We start from the raw sequence: 16,158 nt of genomic DNA, 5'->3' as shown, positions 1-16,158 counted from the left end.
ATTTTGTGTTTGATTATCTGATTTCATGGTCCCTAAAACGCAGGGGGATTGTGATCTTTTTGGCACTAGGTATTTTGGCCTATGGTGCTTTTGTCTTAGAAAAACTAAACGTTGATGTCTTTCCCGACCTGAATAGACCAACGGTAACGATTTTAACTGAGTCTCACGGCCTTGCTCCTGAAGAAGTCGAGACCTTGGTTACATTTCCCCTGGAAGTGGCCCTAAACGGAACACCAGGCCTTAAGAGGATGCGCTCAAGTTCTGGGATTGGACTCTCTATTGTCTGGCTCGAATTTGATTGGGGCTCTGATATTTATAGAAACCGCCAATTTGTCGCAGAGAAACTCTCCCAGGTAGGACAGACTCTTCCCGAGGGCATTCGCCCAGTGATGGGACCTGTCACATCCATCATGGGTGAGATTATGCTAGTTGGACTTTCCTCTGATAATCCCGACTATAAAGGAATGGATTTAAGATCTCTTGCCGATTGGACAATTCGTCCAGAGCTTCTCGCCGTAGGGGGAATCTCTCAGGTTATTCCCATTGGCGGGGGAGTTAAGGAATTTAAAGTTCACTTTTCTTCAAAAGAGCTGAAAAAGAGAAATCTCTCTCTTGAAAATGTTCAAGAAAACCTCACTCACTTAAGTGATAACACAACAGGCGGTTTTCTCTATGAGGGAAATAACGAATATCTCGTTCGAAATCTCGGGCGCATTGAAACCATAGAAGATATTAAAATGTCAGTCATTGGAACTTACCAAGGACGACCAGTTTTAGTAAAAGATGTCGCCAAGGTCTTTATTGGTAAAAAGGTTCAAAGAGGTGATGCCTCCATTATGGGAGAAGAAGGAGTTATTCTCGCTGTTAAAAAGCAACCGGGAACATCGACTCTCAAACTCACTGAAGATGTCGAGGTGGCCCTCACAAGAATTAACCAAACACTTCCAGAGGGTGTGACTCTTCACAAGGGGCTTTTTCGCCAAGCTACCTTCATTTCCATGGCCGTAGAAAATGTTAAAGAGGCCCTAAGAGATGGAGCAATCCTTGTTGCCCTGACTCTTTTTATCTTTCTTTTAAATTTTAGAACGACTTTTATTACGCTAACAGCGCTACCCCTTAGTTTCGCTCTCACATTTATTGTCTTCTATTTTTTCAATTTAGAGATCAATACCATGACTCTTGGAGGGCTTGCTATCGCCGTAGGTCTTTTAGTTGATGATGCCATTGTCGATGTGGAAAATGTCTATCGGAGGCTACAGGAAAACAAAGGGAAAAAGCCGATTATTCAAGTTGTTTTTAGCGCTTCTAAAGAGGTTAGAAATTCCATTGTCTTTGCCACAATGATTGTCGTTTTAGTCTTTGTTCCGCTTTTCTTTTTAAGTGGGCTAGAGGGAAGGTTCTTTAGACCTCTTGGTCTTTCATTTATTATCTCTCTTTTGGCCTCTCTTGTGGTTTCACTGACAGTGACTCCGGTTCTTTGCTACCATCTTCTGCCAAAGCTTAAAAATGTTGTGGATGGAGAGGAGACGAAATTAGTTCTCTTTTTAAAGAAATTTGATGAACTGATCATAAAAGGCTTTCTAAAAAGACCTCTTTTAATTGTTCTTCCAACGCTCATTCTCTTTTTCGCCTCTCTTGCAACCCTTCCTAAGATGGCGCGCGAGTTCTTACCAACATTTAATGAGGGAACGGCCATGATTAGTGTGACTCTTCCTCCGGGCGTTAGTCTTAGCTATTCCAATGAAAAAGGAAAACTTGCTGAGGAATTCATAAAAACTCTACCCGAAGTAAAATCGGTCTCTAGAAGAACGGGAAGGGCCGAACTTGATGAGCACGCTGAAGGGGTGAATGTTAGTGAAATCGATGTGGATTTCAATCACACCGGGCGAGAGCGATCAGTTGTATTATCAATTATTAGAGAAAAGCTAGAAGAGATTATTCCAGGCGCTGGAATTAATATTGGTCAACCCATCTCTCATAGACTCGATCATCTTCTTTCAGGAGTTAACGCAGAAATTGCCATTAAGATCTTTGGAAATGATATGGATGAGCTTCGCTTAATTGGCTCAAAGATTTTAAAAGAAATGAAATCAACTGAGGGAATTGTCGATGCCCAAATTGAACAGCAAGTTGAAATCCCTCAGGTAAAATCTTATTTCTATCGCGAAGATGCTGCTAAGTATGGCCTTAACGTCGGTAAAGTATCCGATCAACTGGAAATGGCCTTGCAAGGAGAGAGTGTCGCTCAAGTTATTGATGGAAAGCGAGTTATCGATGTCTTCTCTAGGCTCGATGAAAGTTCAAGAAACAATGTGGAGAGTATTCAAAATCTTGTTATTGATGTTCTTCCAAATGGTCAACAGGTTCACTTAAAAGATATCGCCGATGTCTATAAGGCCCGTGGTCCAAACCTCATTAACAGAGAGAATATGAGACGCCGCCTTGTTGTTCAGGCCAATGTCAGCGATCGTGGACTAAGTGAAGTTGTCGAAGAGATTCAAAAGAAGGTGAGTGATAAGATCAAGCTTCCGGCCGGCTATTCCATTCACTACGGTGGTCAATTTGCCTCAGAAAAAGAGGCAACAAGAACGATGATCATTTTAGGGCTTATTGCCATGGTCATGATCTATATTCTTTTATACTCACACTTTAAAGTTCACTTTATTGTCGTGCAGATTATGTTCAGTATTCCCCTCGCTATGATTGGAGGACTTTTTGCCCTCTATTTCACAGAGGGAATTCTTTCGATGGCCTCTCTTGTGGCCCTTGTGACTCTCTGTGGAATTGCAGCAAGAAATGGAATCCTCATGATCTCTCACTATCTTCATTTGATGAAAGAAGAAGATGAGACGTGGAGTGAAAAACTTGTCATTCGAGGCTCTCTAGAGCGTCTTGTACCAGTTTTAATGACGGCCATTAGCGCAATGCTTGGACTTTTACCTCTTGTCTTTTCAAAAGGGGAGCCTGGTAAAGAAATTCTCTATCCCGTTGCAGTGGTAATCGTTGGGGGGCTCTTTAGCTCAACTCTACTAGATATGTGGATTACTCCGGTTGTCTTCTACAAATACGGAAAAAAAGCAGCTTATAAATATTTAAAAATCTCAAATAAAAAGGAAGAAATTCTATGAAAAAACTATTGATTCTGACACTTACATTAGCTTCTATTAACTCTTTTTCTCACGGAGATCACTCAACTCCTGGTGCCATTCCAAGCGCTCCGCACGGTGGTGTTCTTGGTGAAGTTAAGCACAGTGAAGATCATGGTCACAAACATAAACATGAGCACAAAGAAAAAAAGAACCACGCTAATCACTTAGAAATGTTCTTTGAAGCAAGAGTTAAGGGAGAAGAATTAAAACTCTATCCTTTAGCACTTATGAATGAGAAGGAATTTGTCGCCGTTAGTTTAGACAAATTGAAAATGGAAGAAGTTGAAATTGAACTTCCTCGTTCAAAGAAGTCGATGGATCTTAAGCTTCAAGCTAAGGGAGATCACTATGTGGCAACTCTTCCAAAATTTCGCGATCGTCGTTTTATTTTAGAGATAGAATTTGAAAAAGATGGCCAAGATCACGAAGTAAAAATTCAACTTGAAAAGAGGTAGCCCATGAGAAAGAGCTTACTAACTGTCTTTATTTTCTCTCTAAGTGCACAGGCCGCTCAGGCCAGCGTGCTTAGTTTTGAGGAAGGACTAAAGAAAATAGAGCAAACGAGTCTCTATCAAAAAGAGATTCATGAAAAAAGAAAACTCTCTAAGCTGTCTAAGAAAGAATGGATAGGAGAGTTTGCACCAAAGATCGATCTCGTTGGGGCCCTTGAAAAGACAAAGGGTGATAAGGAAAATGAAAGCGAGTTCGCCCTTTATACAAAACTTCATGGAAGCCTTTATGAAGGAGGAAAGTCTCTTAAAGAAAAAAAGAGAAGCTCACTTCTTTATCAAAGTAGCGAATTGGATCTCGATAGTAAAAAAAGAAATCTTATCGCTCGCTACACACAATCATTCCAGTCGCTGATGGCCCAAAAAGAATGGGAAAAGGCCTATGCTAGCTCCCGAAAGCGTCTTCAAACAATTAAGCGCATTGTTGATAAGGGAAATCGCTCAGGGCTTGTTAATAAAAGGTTAGGGATTGATTTAAAGCTTAAAGAGGAATCTCTTTCTTATTTTCTTTTAGAAATTAGGGCGAAAAAAGAGAAGGCCAAATCGAGTATGAGAGAGATTTTTAAAGGGGAGGATTATCTTTTTAAAGGAAAGCTCTCCCATTATCATTTAACAAAAAGGCCATCTGATCTTTCTACGTTAAATTCTAAAAAACTAGTCTTTCTTGAAAAATCAGCAACTCTTGATGAGCAAATTGAGCGCTCTAAAAAGCTTCCAAAGCTCGATTATGAGATCTCATATGGACGTTTAGATGATCTTGAAAGGCTTGAAAAAGGGGATAATGAGTTAAAAGGAGAGTTGAGTTTAACGATTCCCCTATTTAATTATCAAACAAATAATAGTGTTTCTAAGGCCTATCGCAAGGCCCTTATTGCAAGACTTAAATCCGAGCAAGGCCTGATTTCTGAGCGCGAATCTATTTCAACGCTTTTTAATGAAATAGAATCTCTTCAGGAACAGATACACATTGTTGAGAGAAAAGTTTCACTATTAGAGCTGAAATTTAAAACGGCCATTAAAGAACTTCGCTACGGTCAAGTTGACTTTGATGATCTCGTTGAATCTGAAACGGAATTATTTGAACTCGAAGTTCAAAGACCAGAACTTGCGCTTTCCATAACATCAAAAGTTCTCGAGCTTGAGTCACGCCTTGGTGTGGAATTAGAAAAAGAAATTCATCAATTTTGATCAATTATTTGGCCCCATAGTTTTGGGGCCTTATTTTTGTTAATTTTACCCATACCTAATGTTACATTTTTTTAAAAAACGCCTTAAAATCGAATTTAGAAAGTCACTTTTTTAAGGAAATAAGTCATGGAAGAAAATTTGCGCCAAAGAATGGTCTTTTTAATTAAAAATGAATTAGAAGTTCAAAACTTAAAAACAAAAGATCTCGCAGAAAAAATGGGTGTTCAGGCGGCCGTCATCTCAAGGCAACTTAATAGCGGAAGCTCACAGGTTTCATTTTGGAAATTCGCAGAAATGCTAGAAGCTCTTGGAAGAGAAATCAGGATTGATTTAGTTGATTTAAAATAAGCATGAATTGTAAGGCAAAATTGATCAGCTAGTAAAAGGTTTCAATATAGGAGATACTTTGTAAGTTATCAGAAGTATATTGGCTTTACCCCACATAATTAATATTATAGGGGGTTACTTTTTTGCCCCCTATAGCTGATTATTCTAAAATCAAATGCTATTTTTTTAACGAATGAAAAGTTCTTTCAAGTTGATCTAAAAGTTTTTCTGTTTCTTCGTTGCAACCATTTCTCTTCATTTGTTGATTCAGTCCACTGATGGCAAGTCCAAGTGTGACAAATTGATCTTCAGAAATTTTCTCCACGGCCATGGCATCGACAATATCACCGTCGAGATTGTTCTTTCTAAAATTTAGTGAACCACAATCTGTTGACGTTGCAAAAGAGGCCACAGAAAAAAGTACTGTGGCCGCTGTCGTTATAAAGACATTCTTCATGTTTGATCCCTCTTATTGTTCTTCAATAAGATAACCGTCCAAATCGAAAACCTGATTTCCCTCAGAAAATCCAGATGAATATGTTTTTGAAAGGGAATTCACTCTCCCACTCTGTGGCCATTCAAGACTTAAAAGAGAGCCATACTTCCATTCAACAAAAGAATAATTTTCCGTTTGGTAAATACCATCTGGACCACAGCTAGAACCGACTTTTGCTATATTTAGATAAACGATCCCTGGAACTTTTTTAGAATGTTCGATGGCAGATTCATAGCATTCTTTAGCACTTGCCACTTCCTTTTTAAGGACACGATTTGAAGTCTTTTCTACACAGCCAAATTCTGTATCGATCTGCTTGTAAGTGAGGACACATTCTGAGGCAAATGTTGATCCAGTTGAAAGAAGCGCAAATAGTAAGATGGTATTTTTCATTTGTTTCTCCATTAAGAAATTAAAATAGATTTTCTTGTATTTTGCTTTGAATTTAATTTTTGTGATCTAGGGGTTGTTAAAATTTCTCGAAATGTTAGTTTTTTAGACACTATTGGCAGAGATTACCGAATATCGATAATATACAAAGCTTTGTTAGACTAATAGGACTATGAAAACTAACCTTATAAAGACGTCTTCCCTATCTTTAATGCTCCTCTTGCTTCAGTCCTGTGCGAGTACAGAGTTTCAAGCGGAGAATTCTATTAAGAAATTGATCAAAAATAAGAGTTATAAGAGCGACAAAATTAGTATGTCCACAAGCTTGATGCTCGCTAGAAGTGCCTATTTAAAAGGATGTACTGATCAGGCGGTTGCCCTTTTAAAGAACAAAGAGCGCAAGGGCATTTATAAAATATGCCTAAAGAAAGCAGATCGCTATATCAAAGAAGAGGTTTTGAGTATTCTGGATCAGTCTTGATTGAGAACTTTCCAGTGCTTTGCCATATGGGAGAAAAAACCAGATTCGGTATAGGCCTTTTTGATTTCGCCGTTTTCTCTTAGAATCTTAGCACCTTTAAAAAGATAGTCTTTCAATTCTTTTGGGGCCTTTTTAGAGTAGGCCACCACTCGTTGTCCTCTAAGCTTCACTTTAACACCCTCGACAACTTTCAAATGGTACCCATCCCCTATCAAATCCATATTTTCTTTGTTGGGTAGATTTGCCATAAGAAAATCATAGCGCTTCAAGCTAACAAGCTTCACCATAGAGGTCCAAAGAGGCGCATAGAAAATATGTTTTAGATCTAGCGACTTTAAAACCAGAACATCTTCTTTCCAGTGGATTGAAGTAACAGCAGTTAGGGAATTAAGTTGTGCTTTTTGAATGAGATCTCTTACTTTTGAAGCTGTATGAGATGTGTAGATTCCCGCCTCAAACTCTCCCTCGTTGACAAGAACTGGACCCTTCTCATGGTCTTTTATATCACTCTCCCAAACGCTTGTAGCGGCCAAGTCAACACTTCCACTTGATACTTCTCGAAGAAGCCTCTTATATGTGGCCATTGGGACAAAGCTAATTTTTCCTGTGTGCCCACCAAGCTTTAACATTCTCAATATAAGGACCGTCTCGACGACATCACGTCTTGAAAACTTATCCTCATAACTATCAATGGACTCTATTTCGCGACCTCGCATAAAGGCCAGAAAATCAAGGTAGACATCATCGGGAATTCCTATCCTTATTGTGGCAAAGCTTTGGGTACTAATGAATAGGAAGATTATTAAAAGGCGTTTCATCCCTTTAATTTTACGATTAGTTATAAAAAAAGGGAAACACTAATGTTTCCCTTTTTTATTCTTATTTGATTGTTTCAGTTAAATACTCATCAAAAGAGATGTATTTATCATAAGTAAGCTTACTTTGAAGCTTGATAATACGGTTAGCAACCGTTTGAACAAGCTCATGGTCATGAGAAGTAAAGAGAATGATTTCTTTAAATTTTGTCATTCCCTCGTTCACTGAAGAAATACTTTCAAGGTCTAAGTGGGCCGTTGGTCCATCAAAGATAAGAACGTTTGCTTCTGAGAGCATCATCTTTGAAAGCATACAACGAACTTTTTCTCCCCCTGAAAGAACGTTTGTCTTCTTCTTGGCCTCTTCTCCAGAAAAGAGCATTTTTCCTAGAAACCCACGAATAAAAGACTCGTCTTTATTTTCAGAGAAGTTTCTAAGCCAATCGACAAGATCGTATTTTCCATCTTCAAAGTACTTTGAGTTATCAGTTGGAAAGTATGTATGAGTGATTGTTGTTCCCCATTCATAAGTTCCACTATCTGGTTCCATCTCTCCCGAGAGGATTTCAAAAAGTGTCGTTTGTGCAAGATCGTTATCGGAAACGAAGGCAATTTTATCGCCTTTATTAACAACAAAAGTCACGTTATCGAGGATCTTTTCTCCATCAATCGTCTTTGTTAGACCATCAACTCTTAAAATCTCTTTTCCAACTTCTCTTTTTGGAGCGAAGTGAACATAAGGGTACTTACGCGTTGAGATTGGAAGTTGATTTACTTGAAGGCGATCAAGTTGTTTTTGTCTTGAAGTGGCCTGCTTTGACTTTGATGCGTTGGCACTGAATCGCTGGATAAAGGCCTTAAGTTCAGCGGCCTTGTCCTCAGCCTTCTTATTCTCTGAAGCTCTAAGTTGAAGTGCTAACTCAGAAGACTTCTTCCAAAATTCGTAGTTACCAGCATAGGCCGTAATCTTACCAAAATCGATATCCGCAATATTTGTACAAACCTTATTAAGAAAGTGTCTGTCGTGGGAAATAACGATCACAGTATTTTTGAAGTTTAGCAGGAAGTTCTCAAGCCAATTGATCGCTTTAAGATCCAAGTGGTTTGTCGGCTCATCCAGAAGAAGAATATCAGGGTTTCCAAAAAGAGCTTGTGCTAGAAGAACCTTAACTTTTACATCTGCTTGGAGATCCGCAAGGAGAGTTCCGTGAAGCTCTGTAGGAATACCAAGTCCATCGAGCATAACACCAACTTCAGCCTCTGCTTCCCAACCATTCATATCGGCAAATTGAGCCTCAAGCTCACTTGCTCTAATACCATCCTCGTCTGTGAATGGGTCTTTCATATAGATGGCATCTTTCTCTTTCATGATCTCATAAAGAGAACTATTACCCATCATTACTGTTTCCATAACAGTATACTCATCATAGGCATAGTGATCCTGCTTTAGGATTGAAAGTCTCTCGCCTGGAGTGATATTGATTGCTCCTGTATTTGGCTCGATTTCTCCTGAGAGGATTTTTAGGAATGTCGATTTCCCTGCACCGTTGGCCCCAATAAGACCGTAGCAATTACCTGGGGTAAATTTAATATTTACGTCTTCAAATAATTTTCGCCCACCAAATGCTAGGCTGACATTTTGTACACTGATCATGAAATTTCCTTTTTTATTTTCCCCTTGTTCATAACATATTTAAAACTCGTCTACAATTGGATGGGCCATTGTCATGTAAAGAAAATTTGAGCATAATGAGCGCCCAACGACGACAATGAGATGACACCTATGCCTATCCATATGATTCATTTAGCTATCGCTGCCCTAAGTTCTTTAATTTTCATTACTTCTAGCGCCACAGAGCTGGAAGCAGACAAGAAACTAGAGCGCTATATTCGCCAATTTCAATTCGAAGCGCTGGATCTAGAAAGGGATAAGAACCAGGAGCTCTATGCTCTTGGAAAAAAGCTCTTTTTTGATCCCCTTTTAAGTGGCAATAAAAATATAAGCTGCGCCCACTGTCACGACCCAAAAAGAGGCTCGGCCGATGCCCTGCCACTTGGTCTAGGTCAAGGGGCCTATGGCAGTGACCCCCATGAGATGCCTATTCAGAAAAAAGATTCTCAACTGCTCTCTCGCCACACACCTGCGCTTTTTAATGTCGGCCTTAATGTCAATCGCTTCTTTTGGGATGGAAGAGTTGAATTTATCCCAAGGCTTTATATTTATGAGACCCCATCTGCCGGTCTAAATGGTGATTACCCTGAAGACTATGAGATTAGTGATGCTTTATCTGGTGCACTGGCCGCTCAGGCCCTCTTTCCACTTCTTTCCCATGAGGAGATGAGAGGACTCCCTGGTGAAAATGATCTTGCTAATGCAAAGAGTGATCGCGAAGTGTGGAATTTGATTGTTCAAAGAATTATAAATTCAGCCGATTATAAAGATCTCATCAAAGCTGCCTTTGCAAGTGAGTCTATCAATATTGCTCACCTTGCTAATGCTCTCGCAGAGTTTCAAAGCTACTACTTTCTGGCCAACAATACCCCATGGGATCGCTATCTTCGTGGAGATCTAAAGGCCATGAGCTATAAGCAAAAAAGAGGGGCCCTCGTCTTTGTTGAAAGAGGCCGTTGCGTTCTCTGTCACAGAGGAGCACACTTGAGTGAATTTAGTTTTCAAAATGTGGCCGCTCCTGGAGTTGGTGAAGGTTTTGATATTCACAAAAATGATCAAGGACGATTTGAAATCACAAAAAAGCCTGCTGACCTCTACAAATTTAGAACGCCCGCTCTTCGAAATGTCGCCCTAACTGCGCCGTATTTTCATTCTGGGGCCTATCTTAGCCTAGAGGAAGTACTCAATCATTATGAGTCTGGAGTTAAGGCCCTCGATCAATATAAGGGCAAAGAGATGAATAATCAGTATCAGGACTACTATTTGAAAGCTCTCTATGTTGAAACGGCTCCTTATCGACTCTTTAGAAAAAAAGACACCGCTCATCCGGCCCTGCGCTCAAGAGCGATTCGTCTTAATAGTGATGAAAGAGAGGATCTTCTGGTCTTTTTAAAAGAGGCCTTAACTGATGAGAGTTTTTTAGAACGCTAGAGTCACTTATTCTTCGAATTTACTTAAGCTACAGGATATAAATTAAGAAAACTTTATGCTAAACAGATATCATTCTATCTGGAGTTGCTATAAAATATTAAAAGGTCGATGTTTCAATTTTTAAGTAACTTAATCTATTAAAGAAGAAGTGATAATTCATGAAGATAACTGACTCCATAAGAGCTCTCGCGCATTGGTTTTCTCCGGACTCGGCGAAACAATCAAGTGATGTCTTAGAAAGATCCAATTATGCCATTCTTTCGGCCAGTCAAATCATTGCTTCCATAGTCCTTTTAGTCTTTTTTCTCCTAAATATTGTTAATGAAAATCACCGCGTTGCTATTGCTCAAATTGTTAGTGTCGCCATCTTTACGATCAACCTCTTTTCCTACAAAAGAGACGGTCAATATTCTCGTTCAGCAATTCTCTTTATCTTAACTCTAGGCATGCTTCTTTCATTCCAGCAGCTTTATGCTCCGGAGCTTCTTTTTACAAATCTCATGTGGATGCCATGTTTTTCTATTTTTGGTGTTATGCTGCTTGGAGAGTTTCTAGGATTTTTTACGGGGATTATTGTCTCGCTTCTCATGCTCGCGGCCTATCTCTTTCCTAAGGCCTATACGGTTATACCCGATGTCTTTTCAAGAGAAGAAATCTACGTTTTTGATAGTGTGTCCATCGTCTTTTGTTTTGTTACTTTTTATTTTGTCTCAAGGGTCTTTGTTAAGCAAAAAAATGAGGCCATCATCACTTCGGATCAACAACGATTAGAACTCTTTAAACTCAATGAGAAAAATCGCTCTCTTTTAGCTGTTCTATCGCACGACTTAACAAATCCACTATTTGCCATGAAGATGAGTCTTTTTAAAATAGATCGCAAATATGAGAAAATGAGTGAAGATCAAAAGAAGGACCTCTTTTCAAAGATGGGTGAAATCACTTTGAATATGGAGCAATTAATCCATTCAGTTCGTTCTTTGCAGGCCTTTGAAAATGGAAAATTGGAAGTGGCCATTGAAAAAGTGGATCTTCTAGAAGTCGTTCAAGAGGCCCTCACAAATCACCAAGACCTCGCCACACAAAAGCAAATTCAAGTCAAAATAGCGCAAGATAAAGAGCACTACTTTGTAAAATCAGAGAGAACTTCTCTCAAAAACAGCGTCATAACAAACATCCTAACAAATGCCATCAAGTTCTCACCAAAGGGTGCTGATATCGAGTTCAACTTTAAGGAAGAAGACGAGCAAATCAAGCTTGAAATTAAAGATTACGGAATTGGAATTCCTCATGAGATTTTGAAAAATCTCTTTCGCCACGATGTCACGACATCTCGTTCTGGAACAGGTGGCGAAAAAGGAACGGGCTTTGGTATGCCAATCGTAAAATTCTACCTCGATCTCTACGGGGCAGATATAGACGTTGAAACAAACGAAAATGAAAATATTGGCCCAACTGGTAGTACTTTCAAATTGGCCTTTCAAAAATCTGAGTAAATTTTATCAAAACACTTTCAGTCAAAGTAAATAAGGTTTATGAATAGTTATGGAAATAACCTTAACCACGGCCTTAAAAAGAGAGTATCAGAAGCGTTTCGAAAGAAATAGCAACTACTCCCTTCGCTCATTTGCAAGAGATTTAGGCCTAAGTTCAGGCCGTCTCAGTGAAATCTTAAACAAAGAAAGTGCCATTTCTCAAAAGACTCTCGATCAAGTTCACCAGAAAATAGAACTTACTGATAGAGAGTATCAGCTCATTGTTAAAATCGAAGAAAATAAAAGAAAAGGAAGGGCCACTCTCAACGAGGTTCTTATTGACGAGCAATTTGAGCTATCACCCTTTCATATGGCCACACTGACGCTTCTTGATCATAAACCCATGAGCCTAATCGAATTAAAGAAACACGCTCCATTTGATCTTAAAACGCTTGAGGGCCTACTTCTTGATTTAGTTGAAGGAGAGTTCGTTCGGGTCATCATTGATGAAATGAGTTCTTATTCTCTTTGTGAAGCTAAACATGGAAAACTTCTTTTCAAAGATAAAGATAAGAGAACGACTTATATAGAGTCATGCTTTGATCTTTCAAAAAATGCGATTCGCGAAATTCCAAAACAAGAGCGTATTCATTCTGCATCAATTGTTAAGGTTTCAAAAAATGATATTGCTAAGATAAAAGAAGATTTTGAAAAATTCAGGCTCTCAGTCATACAAAAAATTGATGAAAGTGAATTACAAGGTAATGAAAAACCTCATTTACTATGCCTCTCTTTAAATCCATTTAAAACTGGCGATCAATAATGGTGTTAAATTATTGATCATTAGGTTTATAAAGTTCCATTATTTCAACAGTCTATAGTCATTTCATTATATAGCTTTTGCATATTATGTAGCATGAAACACGGCTGCCCCAATCAAAACTGTAATTATCACAAAAAACGCACTTTCATCGTTAAGGATGGAACATTCAAAAGATCCTCCGATTCTCGAATTATTCAGCGATACAAATGTAAGATTTGTAAGACGAGGTTTTCTTCAGCGACATTTTCACTAGCAAAACATCAAAATAAAAGACGGCTTAATAACGATGTTTACAAACACTATTGTTCAAATACTTCAATTAGAAGAATTGCGCTCTTGCTGAAAACTTCGAGAAAAACGGTAGAGAGAAAAATTGAGTTTCACTCGAAAAAAGCAAAGAAAAGACAAGAAAAGCGACTCAAACAGTTAGAAAAGAATCCTCTTTCCAAAGTTCAGTTTGATGACTTGATAACAATTGAGCATACAAAACTAAAACCTTTAAGTGCTTCAATCGCGGTATGTCCTTTAACAAGGAGAATCCTTGCGATAGAAGTCGCTAGAATTCCTGCATTTGGACACCTCGCAGAGAAATCTCGAAAGAAATATGGAAAGCGTAAAAGCGAACATTTTAAAAAATTAAATGAAATGCTTTTTAAATTAAAGCCTATCGTAACCAAAGATGTCATTTTTGAAACAGATGAGCACCCTCTATATCCAAAGGCAATTTCTTTAAATTTTCCACAGGCAATTCATAAACAATATAAAGGTGGAAGAGGTTGTGTCGTGGGGCAAGGAGAGCTAAAACGACTAAAGTTTGACCCTCTTTTTTCTTTGAATCATACTTACGCCATGCTTCGATACTCTATTAATAGACTTGTAAGAAAGTCTTGGTGTACGACAAAAGACCCGAAGAAATTAGAGGAGCATTTAAATATTTATATGGACTATCATAATGAACATTTAATTAAGTCAGCACCAGGATAGTTAGCCAGTTTGAAATGAATTTAGCGAAAAAGAAGTTTTATTTGCTCTTGTTCATGAAGGGGAATTCCAAGAGTTAATGGGTCCACATACCCTCTGTTTGAAGCAAGTATAAGGCCTCCTTCACTTGCTGGAGCTCTTCGATCATCATCTCCGCCTTCATCAACATCATAAGCTGGGCGTCTCGCGCCGTACTTATCTTGCGGACTAACTTTTCTATAACGATTGCCCGCAATGCGATCATCGTCTCCACCTTCATCGAGATCATAGGCCGGGCGTCTTGCTCCGTACTTATCTTGCGGACCAACTTTTCTATAACGATTGCCCGCAATGCGATCATCGTCGCCACCTTCGTCGACATCATAGGCCGGACGTCTCGCGCCATACTTATCCAGGGGATTTCTTGAAGGGGCCACGTATTTTTTTAAACTTTGCAAGTGCATGAGCTTTTTTTGAAGAGCGAGTTTTTTTACTTTGAGTGTGACGATTTTATCGTAGGAAATTTTATTGTCAGCAAGAAGCTTTTCTTCATACTTTTCAACACGATCGTAAAATTTAGAATAGAAAGAATAGAGTTCTTTTAAAGATGGATTTAGCGTTTGAACTTTCTTTTGGCAATTGGCAAATACTTCTATCTCTTTTAGCTGCTCATCTTGAAATCTTAAATCCTCAGTGGCCCTTAAGGCCAAAGTAGAAAAAGACAGGATAAAAAGAAAAGGGATTAAGATTTTCATAAATACCATTATCAAACAGGTTTCACTCATCTACCTATCGTAAATAAAATATCAATACTTTAACCCCTTGTTTCTAAGGAAATGCTACCAATAATATCGGCCACAAGAGAGCTAGATCAATTTTTCTTGAGATAAATTGCTCCTTATTTTCAAGGAACACTTATGGCCTGCGTTTCATGGCCATTGAAAATTTCCCTGCTTATTTTTTTAAGTGAAATTTTAAGAGGGAGGCTCTTTTGTCAGTATTAATCAACTCAAACGACGATCACTTAACAAGTAAGCCACAGAGTTATTACAAAGATAACGAGGTCTACTTAATGCAATCGAAAGAAGAATTAGAAACCGTTTTTCGCTTTCGCTATTTTGTCTATATCGAGCAAATGGATAGACAAGGCCTTAAGCATGTCGATCATGAAAGAAAAATGATCATCGACGAATGGGATCATCTTAATCCTTATATTCTTGGTGTGTTTAAAGACAATAAAATGATTGGCACTGTAAGACTAAATAAACTAGAAAAAGGTCAAGACTATCCCTATGAAGATCTTTTCAACTACAGTTTCATTAATCACTTAAGTCAAAACAACTGCTGCTACACAAGTAAAATCATAACAGACAAGAAATCTCGAGTGCTCTCGACGACTTTAAAGCTAATGAATGAAGTTTATCGTTACTCTCTACATGAGAAGATCACACATAGCTTACTCGATTGTAACGATCCGATACTTAGCTTTTTCAGCAAGTATGGCTTTGTAAAAACCAGAGATGCTAATCATCCTGAATTTGGAAATATACACATCATGCTTTTAGAAAATTTTAATGAACGTTATCTGCAATCGATTCGTTCTCCGTTTTTTAAAATTCTAAAAGAATACCAAGACATTCAATCAATCAACATATTCAATCATCAAAACACTAAGGAGCAGATTAATGGAAAATTCAATGTTCAATAAGATCTACAGTCACTGGGAAGAAGTCATGAAAGAGGTTAATACTTCAAAGGGCTTCAGTAGAATATTAAATAAAGAAATCACATCAATTCACTATGCTTGTATTTTAGAGCAAATTTTTCACCACACGCGTGAAAATCCTCAGATTCAAACCTTTGCTACGGCTTTCTTTAGAGGTCATCAAAGAACTCAAATTAAACCGTTCTATCGTCACGCTATTAGTGAGATTGGTCACGACCAACTTGCTCTTAATGATATGAAAGCATTAGGTTTTGAAACTGAGCACATTCCAAGTTCAAGGCCATCAAATTCGACGACAGCGCTTTTATCTTATGCCTTTTACCAAATTCAATTTAGAAATCCTGTTGGTTATTTAGGTTATCTTTTTCACCTCGAATATATGCCGACGCATTTTGGTAAAGACTATATGGAGGCCCTTGAAAAAGTTGGTGTCTCAAAAGAGGCCATGAGTTTTATCTTTGATCACCATACAATTGATCAAGGACATATCAAGATGATGCAAGGATATATTAGAGAATTAGTACAAACGACAGATGATTTAGAAGAAGTAAAATATGCAATTGAAGTTACTGCCAAGCTTTATTCTGACATGGTTAGCGATGCCATCGCCAAGGGAGATGTTCTGTTTGAACAGGCCATGAATCAGAAAAAAGAAAGCTTCGCTATGGAGCGAGGATCACTTCAATAAAAAAAAAGGGCCATAAATTTGGCCCTCATTT

The 16,158-nt window shown here is 38.4% G+C and carries 16 protein-coding genes; 11 read left to right on the top strand and 5 right to left on the bottom strand.

Annotation, left to right across the window (positions count from 1 at the left end; genetic code table 11):
- Window positions 1-5: 5 nt before the first annotated feature.
- The 4 genes from HBN50_RS07255 to HBN50_RS07240 all read left to right on the top strand — a co-directional run bounded on the left by HBN50_RS07255 (window position 6) and on the right by HBN50_RS07240 (window position 5,194).
- Window positions 6-3,128 (top strand): efflux RND transporter permease subunit, encoded by a 3,123-nt coding sequence (locus HBN50_RS07255; protein WP_273868941.1) that lies wholly within the window; start codon window positions 6-8, stop codon window positions 3,126-3,128.
- Entirely contained in the window at window positions 3,125-3,604 is a 480-nt protein-coding gene (locus tag HBN50_RS07250; RefSeq protein WP_273868939.1) for a hypothetical protein, read from the top strand. Before HBN50_RS07255 ends, HBN50_RS07250 begins: the two co-directional genes overlap by 4 nt.
- A 3-nt stretch (window positions 3,605-3,607) precedes the next feature.
- Window positions 3,608-4,846, top strand: coding sequence for a TolC family protein (locus HBN50_RS07245; protein WP_273868938.1), 1,239 nt, complete (start codon window positions 3,608-3,610; stop codon window positions 4,844-4,846).
- A 126-nt stretch (window positions 4,847-4,972) separates the two neighbouring features.
- On the top strand, window positions 4,973-5,194 hold the full coding sequence (locus HBN50_RS07240; RefSeq protein WP_273868937.1) for an XRE family transcriptional regulator: 222 nt from the start codon (window positions 4,973-4,975) through the stop codon (window positions 5,192-5,194).
- A gap of 157 nt (window positions 5,195-5,351) precedes the next feature.
- Here HBN50_RS07240 and HBN50_RS07235 read toward each other — a convergent pair whose 3' ends face one another.
- Window positions 5,352-5,630, bottom strand: a complete 279-nt coding sequence (locus tag HBN50_RS07235) for a hypothetical protein (RefSeq protein ID WP_273868936.1) — start codon at window positions 5,628-5,630, stop codon at window positions 5,352-5,354.
- Window positions 5,631-5,642: 12 nt separating this feature from the next.
- A complete protein-coding gene (locus tag HBN50_RS07230) occupies window positions 5,643-6,062 on the bottom strand; it encodes a hypothetical protein (protein WP_273868935.1) in 420 nt (139 codons plus the stop codon).
- Between the two features lie 169 nt (window positions 6,063-6,231).
- Between HBN50_RS07230 and HBN50_RS07225 the strand changes: the two genes are divergently transcribed.
- Window positions 6,232-6,540 carry a hypothetical protein gene (locus HBN50_RS07225; protein ID WP_273868934.1) on the top strand — a complete coding sequence of 103 codons (309 nt, stop codon included), beginning with the start codon at window positions 6,232-6,234 and terminating at the stop codon, window positions 6,538-6,540.
- Here the strand turns inward: HBN50_RS07225 and HBN50_RS07220 are convergent.
- On the bottom strand, window positions 6,531-7,358 hold the full coding sequence (locus tag HBN50_RS07220; protein WP_273868933.1) for a hypothetical protein: 828 nt from the start codon (window positions 7,356-7,358) through the stop codon (window positions 6,531-6,533). The two genes, HBN50_RS07225 and HBN50_RS07220, sit on opposite strands and share 10 nt — an antisense overlap.
- Window positions 7,359-7,419: 61 nt before the next feature.
- Window positions 7,420-9,009: an ABC-F family ATP-binding cassette domain-containing protein gene (locus tag HBN50_RS07215; RefSeq protein WP_273868932.1), complete on the bottom strand. Its 1,590-nt coding sequence runs from the start codon at window positions 9,007-9,009 to the stop codon at window positions 7,420-7,422.
- Between the two features lie 141 nt (window positions 9,010-9,150).
- Between HBN50_RS07215 and HBN50_RS07210 the strand changes: the two genes are divergently transcribed.
- From HBN50_RS07210 to HBN50_RS07195, 4 genes are all read left to right on the top strand, one after another.
- Window positions 9,151-10,458, top strand: coding sequence for a cytochrome-c peroxidase (locus HBN50_RS07210; protein WP_273868930.1), 1,308 nt, complete (start codon window positions 9,151-9,153; stop codon window positions 10,456-10,458).
- Between the two features lie 158 nt (window positions 10,459-10,616).
- Window positions 10,617-11,951 (top strand): sensor histidine kinase, encoded by a 1,335-nt coding sequence (locus HBN50_RS07205; RefSeq protein ID WP_273868928.1) that lies wholly within the window; start codon window positions 10,617-10,619, stop codon window positions 11,949-11,951.
- A gap of 49 nt (window positions 11,952-12,000) precedes the next feature.
- A complete protein-coding gene (locus tag HBN50_RS07200; RefSeq protein WP_273868927.1) occupies window positions 12,001-12,753 on the top strand; it encodes a DUF4423 domain-containing protein in 753 nt (250 codons plus the stop codon).
- 93 nt (window positions 12,754-12,846) lie between these two features.
- Window positions 12,847-13,737 (top strand): hypothetical protein, encoded by an 891-nt coding sequence (locus HBN50_RS07195; RefSeq protein WP_273868926.1) that lies wholly within the window; start codon window positions 12,847-12,849, stop codon window positions 13,735-13,737.
- Between the two features lie 20 nt (window positions 13,738-13,757).
- Here the strand turns inward: HBN50_RS07195 and HBN50_RS07190 are convergent, their stop codons facing one another.
- Window positions 13,758-14,468, bottom strand: a complete 711-nt coding sequence (locus HBN50_RS07190; RefSeq protein ID WP_273868925.1) for a hypothetical protein — start codon at window positions 14,466-14,468, stop codon at window positions 13,758-13,760.
- Window positions 14,469-14,704: 236 nt separating this feature from the next.
- Here HBN50_RS07190 and HBN50_RS07185 point away from each other — a divergent pair, with 236 nt between their 5' ends.
- Together HBN50_RS07185 and HBN50_RS07180 are read left to right on the top strand one after the other, a co-directional pair.
- The gene (locus HBN50_RS07185; protein ID WP_273868924.1) at window positions 14,705-15,421 is read left to right on the top strand and encodes an N-acyl amino acid synthase FeeM domain-containing protein; all 717 of its coding nucleotides are present in this window, start codon (window positions 14,705-14,707) and stop codon (window positions 15,419-15,421) included.
- Window positions 15,399-16,127 carry an iron-containing redox enzyme family protein gene (locus HBN50_RS07180; protein ID WP_273868923.1) on the top strand — a complete coding sequence of 243 codons (729 nt, stop codon included), beginning with the start codon at window positions 15,399-15,401 and terminating at the stop codon, window positions 16,125-16,127. Before HBN50_RS07185 ends, HBN50_RS07180 begins: the two co-directional genes overlap by 23 nt.
- Window positions 16,128-16,158 lie beyond the last annotated feature (31 nt).

The sequence above is a fragment of the Halobacteriovorax sp. GB3 genome, assembly GCF_028649655.1.
Classification (GTDB): domain Bacteria; phylum Bdellovibrionota; class Bacteriovoracia; order Bacteriovoracales; family Bacteriovoracaceae; genus BSW11-IV.
The sequence above is the reverse complement of the archived record's forward strand: the minus strand, read 5'-3'. Positions and strand labels throughout refer to the sequence as shown.

Coding starts and splice junctions, on each gene's coding strand:
- HBN50_RS07210 (WP_273868930.1), top strand. CDS start 9,151: ATGATTCATTTAGCTATCGCTGCCCTAAGTTCTTTAATTTTCATTACT.
- HBN50_RS07240 (WP_273868937.1), top strand. CDS start 4,973: ATGGAAGAAAATTTGCGCCAAAGAATGGTCTTTTTAATTAAAAATGAA.
- HBN50_RS07235 (WP_273868936.1), bottom strand. CDS start 5,630: ATGAAGAATGTCTTTATAACGACAGCGGCCACAGTACTTTTTTCTGTG.
- HBN50_RS07245 (WP_273868938.1), top strand. CDS start 3,608: ATGAGAAAGAGCTTACTAACTGTCTTTATTTTCTCTCTAAGTGCACAG.
- HBN50_RS07200 (WP_273868927.1), top strand. CDS start 12,001: ATGGAAATAACCTTAACCACGGCCTTAAAAAGAGAGTATCAGAAGCGT.
- HBN50_RS07190 (WP_273868925.1), bottom strand. CDS start 14,468: ATGAAAATCTTAATCCCTTTTCTTTTTATCCTGTCTTTTTCTACTTTG.
- HBN50_RS07250 (WP_273868939.1), top strand. CDS start 3,125: ATGAAAAAACTATTGATTCTGACACTTACATTAGCTTCTATTAACTCT.
- HBN50_RS07205 (WP_273868928.1), top strand. CDS start 10,617: ATGAAGATAACTGACTCCATAAGAGCTCTCGCGCATTGGTTTTCTCCG.
- HBN50_RS07220 (WP_273868933.1), bottom strand. CDS start 7,358: ATGAAACGCCTTTTAATAATCTTCCTATTCATTAGTACCCAAAGCTTT.
- HBN50_RS07195 (WP_273868926.1), top strand. CDS start 12,847: ATGAAACACGGCTGCCCCAATCAAAACTGTAATTATCACAAAAAACGC.
- HBN50_RS07180 (WP_273868923.1), top strand. CDS start 15,399: ATGGAAAATTCAATGTTCAATAAGATCTACAGTCACTGGGAAGAAGTC.
- HBN50_RS07225 (WP_273868934.1), top strand. CDS start 6,232: ATGAAAACTAACCTTATAAAGACGTCTTCCCTATCTTTAATGCTCCTC.
- HBN50_RS07215 (WP_273868932.1), bottom strand. CDS start 9,009: ATGATCAGTGTACAAAATGTCAGCCTAGCATTTGGTGGGCGAAAATTA.
- HBN50_RS07230 (WP_273868935.1), bottom strand. CDS start 6,062: ATGAAAAATACCATCTTACTATTTGCGCTTCTTTCAACTGGATCAACA.